Here is a 14,714-nt window from a genome sequence, read left to right as displayed (position 1 = left end):
CGCGCCCGTGAACCGGCGCGCAGCGCCCGACGCCAGCGATGCCGTCGGCGTGCCCGGATGCCCGACGAATCCCCTGCACGACGCTGCGAGGACAGGCTCAATGAAGGAACTTCCGCGGTTACCTTTCGACAATCCGGACGTGCTCGGCATCGCGCCCCAGATGCGTGCACTGCAGCAGGAGGGGCCGATCACCAGGGTGCGGACCACCGGTGAGGACGCCTGGCTGATCACCCGCTACGACGAGGTGCGGGCACTGCTCGCCGACCGCCGGCTCGGTCTCAGCGATCCCAGGCCGCAAGGATCGGCCAAGAGCGCGGCCAGGGCCTTCATGGTCGCGCTGATGGCCGGGGACGACCACGACACCGAGACCGTCAGGCACACGCGGATGCGCCAGCTGCTCGTGCCCCGGTTCTCCACGCGCCGCATGCGGCTGATGAAGGGCCGGATCGAGCATCACGTGGACGACCTGCTCGACCAGTTGGCGGCCGGCACTCCGCCGGTCGACCTGCACCGTGCGCTGTCGTTTCCGCTGCCGACCATGGTGGTCTGTGATCTGCTCGGCGTGCCGCTGGCCGACCGGGAGCGGTTCGGGCAGTGGGCGAGGGGCACCTTCGACCAGAGCGACAACCAGCATGCGGCGAACACCTTTCAGCAGGTGGTCGACTACATGACGGAGCTGGTGGCGCGCAAGCGCACCGAGCCGGGCGACGACATCCTGTCGGAGCTGATCGCCGAGGACGACGGCGCGCTGTCCGACGCCGAGATCGCCCAGCTGGGCAACGCGGTACTGCTGTTCGGCTACGAGACCACCATCGTGCGTATCGACCTGGGCACGCTGCTGCTGTTGCGCAACCCGGCACAGCGTGCGCTGCTGGCGGAGAATCCGGACCTCGCGCCGGCCGCCGTCGAGGAGATCCTGCGTCTGGGCGTGGGCGGGAAGGGATCCAACGCGATCATTCCCCGCTACGCGCACAGCGACATCACCGTCGGCGAGACGGTGATCCGGACCGGGGACGCGGTGATGCTGGCCATCGGCGCGGCCAACATCGACAGCCGGGCGTTCCCCGACAGCGACCTGTTCGACCTGGGCCGGCACAAGCCCAAGTCCCATCTGGCGTTCGGGCACGGCGTGCGGCACTGCATCGGCCGCACCCTGGCCCGGATCGAGCTGACCGCGGTGTTCGAGCGGCTGTTTTGCAGACTGCCCGGCCTGCGCCTGGCGGTACCCGAGGAGTCGCTGTGCTGGCAGGAGCACCGGATCACCGGCGGGTTCGATGAAATCCCCGTCACCTTCTGAGTGGCCTTGCCCCAGCGGACACCTTCCCCACGTACAGTCACGAGGACGAGGAACCATGACGGACACCTTCGGCGACTACGTCGACTGCACGCCCTTACTCGACGACCGTGAGGCCCTCGACCGGTTCTACGACGAGCACGGCTACCTCTATCTGCGCGGTGTCCTGGACGGTGAGCTGGTGCGGACCGCCGCCGAGCAGATGCTCGAGGGTCTGGTCGCGCTCGGCCACGCCGCACCCGGCACCACCCTCGACACCCTCGCCATCGACTCCTTCGAGGCGGTCGACGAGGTGGCGATGCACGACTACGTCAAGTACGACGACCTGTGGAACCACCCCTCGAGCCTCAAGGTCTGGGAGAAGGTGTTCGGCGAGCCCGTCTTCGTGTTCAGGTCGACGACGATCCGCTACTACCCCTCCGCCGCGGGCTCCGCGGAGCCGAGCTTTCTGACGCCGCTGCACCAGGACGGCTTCTACATAGGCCCGAACAAGGACTTCCGTACCGCCTGGATACCGCTGCTGGCGACGACCCGCGCCATAGGCGGGGTCGCCGTCGCCGACGGCAGCCACAGGAAGGGGCCGCGCGAGCACGTCGTCACCGAGAACTTCCGCCGCTTCGGCCACCCTGTGCGCGGTATCCCGGCGGAGGAGTTCGGCGCGGACGAGCAGCTGCTGTTCTCGCCGATGGAGCCGGGTGACGTGCTCCTCTTCCACGCCTTCATGTGCCACAAGTCCATCCCGAACGTCTCGGCGAACCCGGCGGGCATGCGGATGTCGATGGACACCCGCATCCAGCCCGCCTCCTCGCACCGCGGGTTCAACGCGCTGACCCCGTGGCCGGAGTCCGCGAAGGACGCCTCCAAGGGGATCATGTCGAAGATCACCGGCACCCCCACCACCGTCGAGTGACGGTGCCCTCCCCGCACCCGTCCCAACCGTCCCCCCACACACGCCTGGCAGGCAGCGCATGACGAAAAGCGAGGGCATCCGCCCTCTGAAGGGACCCACGACGACACCGCAGTCCCCGGCCGGTACGCAACCGGCCGCCGCGGGGCTCACCGGCATCGCCCTCGTGGTGGTGCTCACCGGATACGCCCTGTCCATCGTGGACGCCTCCATCGTCAATGTGGCGCTGACCTCGATCAGTGACGACCTCCACGGCGGTCCCGCCGCGCTGGAGCTGGTGGTGTCCGGCTACGGCCTCACCTACGCCCTCGGCCTGGTGCTGGGCGGACGGCTGGGCGACGCCTTCGGCAGGCGGCGCCTGTACGCCTGCGGGCTGGCGGCTTTCACCCTCACCTCGGCGCTGTGCGGGGCCGCCCCGACCATCGAGTTCCTCGTCGCGGCCCGGCTGCTGCAGGGGGCCGCCGCCGCCATGCTCGTACCGCAGGTGCTGGCGACGATCCAGGCGGCCACGGCGGGCCAGGCGCGCGCCCGTGCGATCGGCCTGTACGGCGCGACCGCGGCCCTCGGCATGGTCGTCGGGCAGATCCTGGGCGGGCTGCTGGTCTCGCTGGACGTCGCCGGGATGGGCTGGCGGTCGGTCTTCGCGATCAACGTGCCGATCGGGGTGGCCGCGCTGCTGGCCGTCCGCCGCGTCCCCGCGACCAGGGCCGGCGCCAGGCCGGGCTTCGACCCGGTGGGCACCGTGCTGTTCGGGGTCACCATGGTGTGTGTCCTGGCCGTGGTCGTGGCGGGCCCCGACCTGGGCTGGCCGCTGTGGCTGTGGGCGCTGCTCGTGGCCGCCGCGGTGGGCGCGGTGGCGCTGGCACGGACCGAACGCGCGCTGGAGGCGCGGGGCGGCTCACCGCTGCTGTCCCCGTCGGTGCTGTCGCATCCCGGGATGCGCAGGGGGCTGGCGGCGGTGGTGCCGTTCTCGGCCGGCTTCGGCGCCTTCCTGTTCGTCTACGCGCTGGTCGCGCAGGGCCACTTCGGGTTCGACGGGCTCGCCTCCGGTGCGGTGCTCTCGCCGTTCGCCGTGGCGTTCTTCGTGGTGACGCTGTTCACCCCGAGGATCGCGGCGGCCCTGGGCGGCCGGATCGTCACCCTGGGCGCCCTGGTGCAGGGCACGGGCGTGCTGCTGCTGGCGCTGGTGGTCCGGCTGGGCTGGCCGCATCCTTCCCTGGTGCTCGTGTGCGTCGGGATCGCCTTCTTCGGCGTGGGCGCGGCGCTGACCGGCCCGACGCTGTTCCGGATGATCCTCGCCGACGTGCCCTCCGCGCAGGCCGGCATGGGCAGCGGTGTGCTGGTGACCAGCCAGCAGATGGCGACCGCGCTGGGCGCGACCGTCGGCGGAACCCTCTACGTCTCCGTGGCCGGCGCCCTGTCGACGGTGTCGGCGGCCGTGTGCGTGCTCGCCCTGCTGGCGTGTTTCTCGGTGACCGTGCTCGTGATCAGCCTGAAGCTCCCCGACCCCGGCTGACGCCCGCGCTGCTCGAACGGCGCGATCTGATCCAGACCTTCTCGTGGGCAACGGCGCGCCGTTCGACGGCGTGCCCGCGCGCAGAAGCGGAGAGAAGCCAAGTGCACCTACAGGCAAGAGCAGCGGTGGTGACCGGCGCGGCCAGCGGTATCGGTCTCGCCCTCAGCGCCCGCTTCGCCCGGGCCGGCGCCGCGGTGGTCATGGCGGACGTCGACGGCGACGCCCTGCACCGCCGGTCCGCCGAGCTGGCCGCGCAGGGCGCCGACGTCACCGCCGTGACCGCCGACCTGACCGACCCGGACGCCGTCGAACGGCTCGCGGACACGGCGTTCGGGGTGCTCGGCGACGTCGACGTGGTGTGCAACAACGCCGGAGTCCTCGGTCCCGTGGGCCGGCCTCTGTGGGAGGTGCCGCTGGAGCGGATGCGGCAGGTGTTCGAGGTGAACCACTGGGCGCACGTCCTGGTGGCCCGTGCCTTCGTTCCCCGGCTGCTGGCGCGCGGCCGGCCCGCCCATCTGGTCCACACCGCCTCGATGTCCGCGTTCGTCGTCGGTGCGGGCAGCGCCGCCTACGCCGCCTCCAAGCACGCCGATCTCGCGGTGGCCCGCAGTCTGCGCGCCGACCTGCGGGGCACCGGGGTGCGGGTGTCGGTGCTGTGTCCCGGCCGGGTCGACACCCCCATGGTGCAGGGCCTGACGGCTCCGCGCGGTGCGGGCGGCGCCACCTCGGTCAGCGCCGAGGACGTCGCCGGCCTCGTGTGGGAGGCCCTGGGCTCCGACCGTTTCTACCTCTTCAGCAACCCCGACGCCCCGCTGCGGCTGTGCGACCAGTTCGACGACGTATGGCGTCATGTTTCCCTTCCGCCCCCTTCCCCCGAGGAGGAGCTGTGGCCCGCGCCGAAAGCGACGACCGAAGCGAGGAAACACCGGCCATCGACCTGGAGGCGGTGAGGGAGAAGTACCGGCGGGAACGCGACAAGCGCCGCTTCGGCCGCACCTACCAGTTCGCGCGCGGTGACTTCAGCCGCTACGCGCGCGACCCCTACACCGAGCGGCAGGAGCGCGAGCCGCTTGCCGACGAGGTGGACGTCGCCGTCGTCGGCGCCGGCATCGGCGGCCTGCTGACCGGCGTCCATCTGCGCAACGAGACCGGCCTTGAGCGGATCCGGCTGATCGACGAGGCCGGCGACGTCGGCGGCACCTGGTACTGGAACCGGTTCCCCGGGGTCAGGTGCGACGTCGAGAGCTACATCTACATGCCGCTGCTCGAGGAGACCGGCACGATACCCACCGAGAAGTACGCCACCGGGCCCGAGATCCTCGCCCACCTGCAGAACATCGCCCGCACGTACGGCCTGTACCGCGACGCCCTGTTCCAGACCGCCGTCACCGAGCTGCGCTGGGACGAGTCCGCCGGGGTGTGGCTGGTGAGCACGGACCGCGGGGATCGGTTCCGGGCCCGGTACGTGGCCATGTCGATCGGTCTGATGCACCGGCCCAAACTCCCCGCGCTGCCGGGCCTGGAGACGTTCGCCGGGCACTCCTTCCACACCAGCCGCTGGGACTTCGGCTACACCGGCGGCGACAGCACCGGCGGCCTGACCAAGCTGCAGGACAAGACGGTCGGTGTCATCGGCACCGGCTCGACGACCGTCCAGCTCGCCCCGCACCTCGCGGAGTGGGCCGAGCAGCTCGTCGTCTTCCAGCGCACCCCGGCCGCGGTCGACGTCCGCGGCAACCGGCCCACCCCGCCCGGCTGGGCGGACCGCCTCGAACCGGGCTGGCAGCAGCGCCGGATGGAGAACTTCCACGCGCTGACCTCCGGCATCCCGCAGGACGAGGACCTGGTCCAGGACCGCTGGACGCAGACCACGGCCAAGCTGGCCGCCGCGATCCTGCCCACCGGCGACACGGGGGGCGACCCGAAGGAGCGGGCGCTCGCCGCCGAACGGGCGGACTTCCTCAAGATGGAGGAGCTGCGCGCCCGCATCGACAGCGTCGTCACCGACCCCGCGACCGCGGCCGCCCTCAAGCCGTACTACCGCGTGTACTGCAAGCGGCCCTGCTTCCACGACGAGTACCTGCAGACCTTCAACCGGCCCAACGTGACCCTGGTCGACACCCAGGGGCGAGGCGTGGAGCGGCTCACCCCGGCCGGGGTGGTCGCGAACGGCCGGGAGTACCCGGTGGACTGCCTGGTCTTCGCCACCGGCTACGAGCACGAGTTCGCCGTCCCGTACACCGACCGCGCCGGCTACGACATCGTCGGCCGCGGCGGCGTGAAGCTGTCGCAGAAGTGGGCGGACGGGGCCCGCACCCTGCACGGACTCCAGGTGCACGGCTTCCCCAACTGCTTCATCCTGTCCAAGGTCCAGGCCGGCCGGCACGTCAACATCGCCTACATGCTGGGCGAGCAGACCCGGCACCTGGCGTACATCGTCAAGTCCGTGGAGGAGCGCGGCCACCGGGTCGTGGAGGCCTCCGAGGCCGGCGAGAAGGAATGGGTGGAGGAGATCCTCCGGCTCGCCAGCAACGACCTCGACTTCCTGGAGAACTGCACGCCCGGCCTCTACAACAACGAGGGCGACCCGAGCGGACTCCCGCTGCTCAACTCCAGTTACGGCGGCGGCTCGGTGGAGTTCGTGAACATCCTCAGGCGATGGCGCGAGGCGGGCGACCTCGCGGGCCTCGACCTGCGCTGACCCCCCATCCTCTCTGCGAAAGGCGGCAACGCCCATGGACGTAACGCCGATACCCGGCGCCGCTTTCGGCGCCGTCGTGCACGGCGCCCAGGTCACCGGCGAGATGGACGACACCCAGGTGGAGGAGGTCTGGGCGGCGCTCGACGCGCACCTCGTCCTGGTCTTCCGCGGCCACGACCGGCCCTCCTGCGACCAGTTCCTGGCCTTCGGCCGCCGCTTCGGGTACATCCCGAAGACCGGCCTGACCAGCGGCGCGCACCCCGACCACAACGAGATCCTGATCGTCTCCAACCTGGTGGAGGACGGCCGCAAGATCGGTGTCGGCGACGCCGAGTGGATGGGCTGGCACACCGACTACTCCTTCCGGCCCCGGGTCTCCCAGCTCGGCTTCCTGGAGGCCGTGGAGGTGCCGTCCTCCGGCGGCGGGGAGACCCTGTTCACCGACATGTACGCCCTGTACGAGTCGCTGTCGCCCGAGGAGCGCCGGCGCCTGCACTCCTACCGGGTCCGCCACGCCCTGCGCACCGGGTACGAGGAGACCATCGAGGAGGAGCTGCAGCGCGAGGTGTCCCTCGGCGAGGGCGCCGAGGAGATCCAGCCCGAGGACGGCACCTCCACCATCCACCCGCTCATCGCCCGCAATCCGCGCACCGGCCGCCGGTCGGTGTACGTCAGCACCCTGAACACGCAGCGGATCGTGGACCTCGCCCCCGCCGACAGCCGCAAACTGCTCGACGAGCTGCTGTCGCACGCGGGCAAGCCCCGGTACACCTACGTCCACACCTGGCAGCCCGGGGACATCGTGATGTGGGACCAGCTCGGCACCATCCACGCCAAGCAGGCCTTCGACCCGGCCGAACGCCGCGTCATGCGCCAGGTCGTCAGCATCTTCGACGACCCGGCCGGGCCCTGGCGCACGGAGGTGGCCGCGTGAGCACCGCTCCCGCCTGCCTCGGCCACAGCCGGGTCGCGATCACCCCGGCGCTGCGCGCCGCCGTCGACCGGCTCGACCACCGCTCACGCCACCAGGCGGCCTACCATCTCGGCTGGATCACCGCCGGGGGCGAGCCCACCAGCGCCGACGCCGGCAAGGCCGTACGGCCGGCGCTCGCGCTGCTGTCGGCCCAGGCGGTCGGCGCACCGCCCGAAGTGGCCCTGCCCGGCGCCGTCGCCGTCGAGCTCGTGCACAACTTCTCCCTGGTGCACGACGATCTGATGGACGGTGACGAGGAGCGCCGCCACCGGCGCACGGTGTGGAAGCTGTGGGGTCCCTCCAGCGCGATTCTGACCGGTGACGCGTTGCTGGCGCTCGCCCAGGAGGTGCTGCTGGACACCGGGCTGCCGACGGCGGCGCCCGCGGCCCGGCTGCTGGCGCGCACCACCCGGCATCTGATCCGCGGCCAGGTGCAGGACCTGGCCTTCGAGCAGCGCGCGCACGTCACGGTCGAGGAGTGCCTCGACATGGCCGCCGGCAAGACCGGCGCGCTGCTGTCGGCGAGCGCCGCGATCGGCGCGGTCCTCGCCGGGGCGCCGGAGGCGACGGTGGACGCGCTGGCGCTGTACGGGGACCAGGTCGGGGTCGCTTTCCAGCTCGTCGACGACGTCCTCGGCATCTGGGGGGACCCGGCCGTCACCGGCAAGCCGGTCCACTCCGATCTGCGCTCCCGCAAGAAGTCCCTGCCGGTGAGTTACGCGCTGAACCAGGACGGTCCGCTCAGCGCCGAGCTGGCCGCCTGGCTCACCGCGCCCGGCGAACCCGGTGAGGAGGAACTGCGGCGCGTGGCCGGCCTGATCGAGGGCGCCGGCGGCCGGGACTGGGCGCTGGCCGAGGCCGCGCGGCGGATGGCGCTGGCCGAGGAGGCGCTGCGCGGCGCCGAGGTGGACGCCGGCGTGCTGGACGAACTCCTCGCGCTCGGGCGGTTCGTCGTCGACCGCGAGGTCTGAGCCCGGGCCGGCCGCCGTACCCCCGTATGTCTCTTCCGCTGCTTGCGACCCTCCGGCCGGCGCGGAGCTGCCGTCAGGGCGCCACCGTGCCCGCTGCCCCTCTTGCCACCCACTTCCGAGGATTCCCCCATGCCCCAGGACGTCGACTTCCACATACCCCTGCCGAGCCGGCAGAGCCCGGATCACGCCCGCGCCGACGCCGAGCAGCTCGCCTGGCCGCGCTCGCTCGGGCTGATCAAGTCCGAGGCGGCGGCCGAGCGCCATCTGCGCGGCGGCTACGCCGACCTGGCCTCCCGCTTCTACCCCCACGCCACCGGCGCCGACCTGGACCTGGGCGTCGACCTGATGTCGTGGTTCTTCCTCTTCGACGACCTCTTCGACGGACCGCGCGGCGAGAACCCCGAGGAGGCCAAACAGCTCACCGACGCGGTCGCGGCGGCGCTGGACGGCCCCCTGCCCGACAGCGCGCCCCTCATCGCCCACGGCTTCGCCGACATCTGGCGGCGCACCTGCGAGGGCATGACACCCGCCTGGTGCGCGCGCAGCGCCCGGCACTGGCGCAGTTACTTCGCCGGCTACGTCGACGAGGCGGAGAGCCGCTTCTGGGACACGCCGTACAACTCGGCCGCCCAGTACCTGGCCGTGCGCCGGCAGACCATCGGGGTGCAGCCGACGGTCGACCTGGCCGAGCGCGCGGGCCGCTTCGAGGTGCCGCACCGGGTCTTCGACAGCGCCGTGCTCTGCGCGATGCTCCAGATCGCCGTCGACGTCAATCTGCTGCTCAACGACATCGCCTCGCTGGAGAAGGAAGAGGCCCGCGGCGAGCAGAACAACATGGTCATGATCCTGCGCCGGGAGCACGGCTGGTCCAAGGACCGCAGCGTCGCCCACATCCAGAGCGAGGTGCGCGTCCGCCTGGAGCAGTACCTCCTGCTGGAGTCCTGCCTGCCGCGGCTCGCCGACATCTACCGGCTCGACGAGGGCGAGCGCGTGGCCCTGGAGCGCTACCGCGACGACGCCGTGCGCACCGTGATCCGCGGCTCCTACGACTGGCACCGCTCCTCGGGCCGCTACGACGCCGAGTTCGCGCTCGCCGCCGGCGCCCAGGGCTACCTGGAGGAACTCGGCAGCACGGCCCGCTAGGTCCTGTCGTCAAACTCCCGCCGTCCGCCCGGGGGCGGGCCTCGCGCCCGCTGCGGAGCAGCTGACGCATGCCGTAGGTGCGTGCTCTGGGGCCCCCGGCCGAAGGCTGGGGGAGGGAGTTCGACGACAGGGCCCAGCCCCGCGCGCCCGCGCCCGGCCGTCGCGGCGGCGCAGTCGGCGGCAGATGCGCGACAGCTGTCAACGGACCAGTCCAGACGGGAAGTTGAGAATCCAATGACCGAGCAGACCACCTTCTCGGCGGGAGCGGCGCCCGGGGCGCTGCCCGTCGTGGGCCACGCCCTGCAGATGATGCGCCACCCCGTGAACTTCATGACCTCGCTGTCCGCCCACGGCGACCTGGTCGAGATCAGGATCGGCCCCACCAGGGCCTACGTCCCCACCCACCCCGACCTGCTGCGGCACGTCCTGACCAACGACCGCATCTTCGACAAGGGCGGCGTCTTCTACGACCGCGCCCGGGACATCGCCGGCAACGGCCTGGTCACCTGCCCGTTCGCCGACCACCGCCGCCAGCGCCGGCTGATGCAGTCGGCGTTCACCCGGGGCCAGCTCAAGCGGTACGCCGAGGCCATGCGCGCCGAGATCGAGGCCACGGCGTCGCGCTGGCAGGACGGCATGGTCGTCGACGCCTTCGAGGAGATGTACGGCATGGCCCTGCGCACGGTCGGCCGCACCCTGTACTCCACACCCGTCAGCCCCGAGCTGGCGGCCAGGGTGGAACGTTCCTTCGACGTCGTGCTCAACGGCCTGTTCCGGCAGATGTTCCTGCCGGCCTCGATCCGCCGGCTGCCCCTGCCCTCCCAGCGCCGCTACCGCAGCAACCTGGACTTCCTGCACGCGACCACCCAGCGGCTCATCGACGACTACCGCAGCTCCGGCACCGAGCGGGACGACCTGCTCGCCGCCCTGATCGCCTCCCGCGACGACGACGGCGGCCGGCTCGGCGACAAGGAGATCCACGACCAGGTCATCACCGTCATGGCGGCCGGCACCGAGACCGTCGCCGGCACCCTCACCTGGGTCTTCTACCTGCTCTCCCGGCACCCGCGGATCGAGGCCGCGCTCTACGACGAGATCGACACCGTCCTGGGCGGCCGCGCCCCGCAGTGGGACGACCTGCCGAACCTGTCCCTGGCCGACCGGATCATCTCCGAGACGCTGCGGCTGCACCCGCCGGCCTGGCTGTTCACCCGCCTCACCACCGCCCCGACCGAGCTGGCGGGCCGCCGGCTGCCCACCGGCTCCACCGTCGTCTTCAGCCCCGCCGCGGTCGCCCACTACGAGGGCGCCTTCGACAACCCGCGGACGTTCGACCCCGACCGCTGGCTCCCGGACCGTGTCGCGCCGGCCTCCCGCCACGCCTACGTGCCGTTCGGCACCGGCGCCCGCAAGTGCATCGGCGACCTGTACGCACGCACCGAGGCCACCCTTGGGCTCGCCACCATCCTCGGCCGCTGGCGGGTCACCTGCGAGCCCGGCATGGACGTCCGCCCGGTCCCGCTGGCCACCGTCTACCACCCGCGCCGGCTGCGCCTGAGGCTGGACGCCCGCACCCCGCGCCGGACGGCCTCCACCGTCCCCGCACCGGCCGGGGGCGGCGCGGCCTGACACGGAGGGGAGGGCCGGCCGCGGCCCGGGTGCACGGCATCTGGCGGCCCGTCCGGGCGGGCGCCGGGGCGTGAGGCGCGCCGGGGCGCGAGCGCGAGGAGGTCGTGCACCATGGCGACGACCCGCGACGACCGCGCCCGGGCCATGCAGGCCGGGCCGGGCGGCCGGTCCGGTGCGGCCGGGTGAGGCGGGCGACGAAGACGCTGCGGCCGTCGCAGGCCTTCCGAGTCTGGATGCGCAGGCCGATGTCGACCAGGCTGCCGTCGCGGCGCAGGGCCGGCACGGACACCGGTCGGCCGAGGATGCGGGAAGGCCCGGTCAGCAGCAGGGAGGGCCTGGTGGACGAACCGCCGGGCCTCCTGGGCGCTCTGGGGCCGGGCAGGCAGCCGGCGGATCGGCGCACGAGCCGGGCCAGGCACAGCCGTGCCACCAGTGTGCCGCCGCCGCGGCCCCTGCCGTCTTTGCTGATCGCTGACTCCGTACATGCGAAAGTGCAGGTCAGTGGCGCGTCAGTGCCGCATCAGGCCGCCCCTGCACCATGAATCACGTGAACGGCGCCGCGGGAGGACCGCGAGGCCGTAAGCGAGGAGAGGTGCCCGGAGCGGCTGATCGGGGACCAGGGGCACACGCCCGGAAGTCGGATCCCTTCGAGGATCCACGCAGGTTCGAATCCTGCCCTCTCCGCCGAGCGATGATCCGGCGTCACTTCTCCGGCGCCGGCGAAGCGGGCCCGCGGACCGTCGCGGTGAGGCGGCGCAGGGCCGCTCGGGCGGGTGGGCCCCAGGTGGCCTTGCCGCCCGGACGCCCGTGGACGCCTGCCTCTCCGATGAAGAGGCAGGCGAGGGCTTTCAGCAGCGCCCAGCCGCGGGCACGGCGGCGGGTCGCCGGGTCCGGCGCCGACTGGTAGGCGTCGTGGAAGCGGTCGACGGCGGCCCCGTCCGGCAGCAGGAGCCACGCGGCGGCGAGGTCGCAGGCCGGATCGCCCGCGAAGAGGTCACCGAAGTCGATCACGCCGCAGAAGGTGCCGTCCCGGGTCAGGACGTTGGCCGGGTGCAGATCCCCGTGGAGCCACACCGCGGGGCCCGCCCAGCCGGGAGCGGTGACGGCGTCCTCCCAGACCTGGCGTACGGCGTCCGGGTCGGGGAGCAGGCCCTGTTCGGTGGCCGACACGAGTGCCCGGGCGAATCCCCCGGCGTGGTCGGCCAGCGGGCCTCCGCGGTCGCGGCCGGCCGGTGCGCCTTCGGGAGCCGGCCGGTGCAGGGACGTCAGGAAGCCGGCCAGGGTGTCGGCCGCCTCCGTGGCGCGCGTGGCGGGGGCGCGGTCGGCGGGTGTCCCCGGCACCCAGGTGGTGACGATCCAGGGCCGCGGGAACCGCTCGGAGGGCTCGCCCAGGCGCTGCGGGACGGGGACCGGCAGCGGAAGGCGCGGGGCGAGCACGGGAAGCCACGCGTGCTCCTTGCGCAGCAGCGCGTCCGCGGACCCCGTCGCCCAGGGCAGCCGGACGGCGAGGTCGTCGCCGAGTCGCCACAGCTGGTTGTCCCAGCCTTGCGCGCCGAGCCGTACGGGCAGGCCGGCCAGGTCGGGATGCTGCTCGCGCAGCAGGTCCCGGACCAGTTCGGCGGTGATCTCCGTCTCGGTGTGGGTCATGCGCAGTCACCCTAGCCGGGTGATCGCCCGCCCGTTCCGGTGCCGGGGAACTCCGGTCAGCGCCGGGTCAGTGCCGCATCAGGCCGCCCCTGCACCATGAATCACGTGAACGGCGCCGCGGGAGGACCGCGAGGCCGTAAGCGAGGAGAGGTGCCCGGAGCGGCTGATCGGGGACCAGGGCGCACGCCCGGAGTCGGATCCCTTCGAGGGTCCACGCAGGTTCGAATCCTGCCCTCTCCGCCCATCAACGGTCCTGCAATGGGCCTGGCGGGGCAGGTACCAAGTAGGTACCATCGGGTCATGCCATCGCTGAACGTGTCCTTCTCCGACGAGGAAATGGAAGGCGTCCGTGCCGCCGCCGCCGCGGAGGGCAAGAGCCTCAAGCAGTACCTGCACGATCTCGGGGTGCGGGAGATGCACCGCAAGCGGTTCGTCGCCGGCGCCGTGGCCTGGGCCGACCGGCTGCGCGGCGAGTTCGACGACGCGTTCCCGGACGAGGTGCCGCCCTCCGGGCGGGGCGGCGGGGCCGCGGCCGCCTGATGGTGCTGCACATCGACGTGTCCTGGCTGCTCGACGTCCAGGAGGCGGCCCTCGGGCACGAGGACGTGACGGTGACCGACTACTCGGCGCTGGTGGCGGCCGTGGCGCGGCACAAGACCAAGATGCCGACGCTGGAGACCGCCGATCCGGACGCCGCGTGGCGCGCGGCCGCCCTGCTGCACACGATCGTGCGCCTCGAGCCGCTGCCGCACCGCAACAGCCTGTTCGCCGCCTTCGTGGCCGCCCAGTACATGGACCAGTCCGGTGAGGGCATCGACCCGCCGTACGGCGCCCTGTCGGATCTCGTGCGCAAGGTGCGGGACGCCCGGCTGAGCGTGTACGCCGTCGCCGAGGCGCTGCGTTCCTGGAAGATCTGACGGCGGGCCGGCCGGGCCCTCGCCTCCCGCATCCGGCTGTTCCCCCCTCCTCCCCCGCAGCGGACTGCGGGGGAGACGCGTCTCGATGCCGGGTCCACACGCCCACGGACCCCTTCCCCAGCACTCCGTTCGCGACGGCGGTGCGTTCACCTTCATCCCATTGCACCGACCACGCCTTCTTCGTTGCATTACCTCACATGCGCGTTGCAACAATTAGAGGCCGTTGACCTGCAGAGTTGCAGTTTTACCGCAACGAGCTCGTTGTCATGCCCTGGAAAGCAACGTAGCGTTTCCTGCATCGGAAACAAGGCCGAAGGAGCCCGCGATGCAGAAGTTCGCCACCCCCTCCCCCATCACCGCCGTCCTCGACATCCCCGCCGGACGCATCCAGGTCATCGCCGCCGACCGGGCGGACACCGTGGTCGAGGTCCTGCCCGCCAACGCCGGCAAGAGCCGCGACGTCAAGGCGGCCGAGGAGATCAAGGTCGGCTACGGCGACGGCGTGCTGCGGATCGAGGCCCCGGAGGCGGCCAACCGGCTCCTCGGGCACTCCGGGTCCGTCGAGGTCACCGTCCAGCTGCCCGCCGGCTCCCGCATCGAGGCGAAGGCCGGCGCCGCCGAGTTCCGCGGCGTCGGACGGCTCGGCGACGTCGACTTCGCGGGCGGCTACCGCTCGGTCAAGCTCGACGAGGCCGCGAGCGCCCGCCTCACCGCCCACGACGGCGACGTCTCGGTCGGCCGGCTGAACGGCCCCGCGGAGATCCGCACCCAGAAGGGCGACATCCGGATCACCGAGGCCGTGCGCGGCGCGGTGACGCTGCGCACCGAGCACGGCGACATCACGGTCGGCGCCGCCCGCGGCGTCTCCGCCTCCCTCGACGCGGGCACCGGCTACGGCCGCGTCAGCAACACCCTCAAGAACGACGGCACGACCGAGCTGAGCATCCACGCCACCACCTCGTACGGCGACATCACCGCCCGCAGCCTGTGACCACCGCACCCGAAGGAGCACCTCT

Annotated in this window: 13 protein-coding genes and 2 tRNA genes; 14 read left to right on the top strand and 1 reads right to left on the bottom strand. The window is 72.3% G+C overall.

Annotated elements, in window-relative coordinates:
* Positions 1-100: 100 nt before the first annotated feature.
* The 10 genes from penM to OG956_RS39425 all read left to right on the top strand — a co-directional run bounded on the left by penM (position 101) and on the right by OG956_RS39425 (position 11,818).
* Positions 101-1,297: a pentalenolactone synthase gene (penM, locus tag OG956_RS39470; RefSeq protein WP_330343177.1), complete on the top strand. Its 1,197-nt coding sequence runs from the start codon at positions 101-103 to the stop codon at positions 1,295-1,297.
* A gap of 55 nt (positions 1,298-1,352) precedes the next feature.
* Positions 1,353-2,204, top strand: coding sequence for a 1-deoxypentalenic acid 11-beta-hydroxylase (gene ptlH / locus OG956_RS39465; RefSeq protein WP_330343176.1), 852 nt, complete (start codon positions 1,353-1,355; stop codon positions 2,202-2,204).
* A 58-nt stretch (positions 2,205-2,262) separates the two neighbouring features.
* Positions 2,263-3,717, top strand: a complete 1,455-nt coding sequence (locus tag OG956_RS39460; protein ID WP_330343175.1) for an MFS transporter — start codon at positions 2,263-2,265, stop codon at positions 3,715-3,717.
* 101 nt (positions 3,718-3,818) lie between these two features.
* The gene (gene ptlF / locus OG956_RS39455) at positions 3,819-4,667 is read left to right on the top strand and encodes a 1-deoxy-11-beta-hydroxypentalenate dehydrogenase (RefSeq protein ID WP_330343174.1); all 849 of its coding nucleotides are present in this window, start codon (positions 3,819-3,821) and stop codon (positions 4,665-4,667) included.
* Positions 4,664-6,418 (top strand): neopentalenolactone/pentalenolactone D synthase, encoded by a 1,755-nt coding sequence (gene ptlE / locus OG956_RS39450; RefSeq protein ID WP_443065719.1) that lies wholly within the window; start codon positions 4,664-4,666, stop codon positions 6,416-6,418. The genes ptlF and ptlE overlap by 4 nt, the downstream gene beginning before the upstream one ends.
* A gap of 34 nt (positions 6,419-6,452) precedes the next feature.
* Positions 6,453-7,352: a neopentalenolactone/pentalenolactone F synthase gene (ptlD, locus tag OG956_RS39445; protein WP_330343172.1), complete on the top strand. Its 900-nt coding sequence runs from the start codon at positions 6,453-6,455 to the stop codon at positions 7,350-7,352.
* Positions 7,349-8,362, top strand: coding sequence for a polyprenyl synthetase family protein (locus tag OG956_RS39440; RefSeq protein WP_330343171.1), 1,014 nt, complete (start codon positions 7,349-7,351; stop codon positions 8,360-8,362). Before ptlD ends, OG956_RS39440 begins: the two co-directional genes overlap by 4 nt.
* Before the next feature lie 129 nt (positions 8,363-8,491).
* On the top strand, positions 8,492-9,505 hold the full coding sequence (gene ptlA / locus OG956_RS39435) for a pentalenene synthase (protein WP_330343170.1): 1,014 nt from the start codon (positions 8,492-8,494) through the stop codon (positions 9,503-9,505).
* Between the two features lie 234 nt (positions 9,506-9,739).
* A complete protein-coding gene (gene ptlI, locus OG956_RS39430) occupies positions 9,740-11,134 on the top strand; it encodes a pentalenene oxygenase (protein ID WP_330343169.1) in 1,395 nt (464 codons plus the stop codon).
* A gap of 586 nt (positions 11,135-11,720) precedes the next feature.
* Positions 11,721-11,818: transfer RNA gene (locus OG956_RS39425), tRNA-OTHER, on the top strand.
* An 18-nt stretch (positions 11,819-11,836) separates the two neighbouring features.
* Here OG956_RS39425 and OG956_RS39420 read toward each other — a convergent pair.
* A complete protein-coding gene (locus OG956_RS39420) occupies positions 11,837-12,781 on the bottom strand; it encodes an aminoglycoside phosphotransferase family protein (protein ID WP_330343168.1) in 945 nt (314 codons plus the stop codon).
* Between the two features lie 144 nt (positions 12,782-12,925).
* Between OG956_RS39420 and OG956_RS39415 the strand changes: the two genes are divergently transcribed.
* From OG956_RS39415 to OG956_RS39400, 4 genes are all read left to right on the top strand, one after another.
* Positions 12,926-13,021: transfer RNA gene (locus OG956_RS39415), tRNA-OTHER, on the top strand.
* A gap of 60 nt (positions 13,022-13,081) precedes the next feature.
* Positions 13,082-13,321: a hypothetical protein gene (locus OG956_RS39410; protein WP_330343167.1), complete on the top strand. Its 240-nt coding sequence runs from the start codon at positions 13,082-13,084 to the stop codon at positions 13,319-13,321.
* Positions 13,321-13,698, top strand: a complete 378-nt coding sequence (locus OG956_RS39405; RefSeq protein ID WP_330343166.1) for a toxin Doc — start codon at positions 13,321-13,323, stop codon at positions 13,696-13,698. Before OG956_RS39410 ends, OG956_RS39405 begins: the two co-directional genes overlap by 1 nt.
* Positions 13,699-14,023: 325 nt before the next feature.
* Positions 14,024-14,689 (top strand): DUF4097 family beta strand repeat-containing protein, encoded by a 666-nt coding sequence (locus OG956_RS39400; RefSeq protein ID WP_330343165.1) that lies wholly within the window; start codon positions 14,024-14,026, stop codon positions 14,687-14,689.
* Positions 14,690-14,714 lie beyond the last annotated feature (25 nt).

The sequence above is a fragment of the Streptomyces sp. NBC_00557 genome (assembly GCF_036345995.1).
In the GTDB taxonomy this organism is placed as follows: Bacteria; Actinomycetota; Actinomycetes; order Streptomycetales; family Streptomycetaceae; genus Streptomyces.
This window is presented reverse-complemented; position numbering and strand designations above follow the sequence as displayed.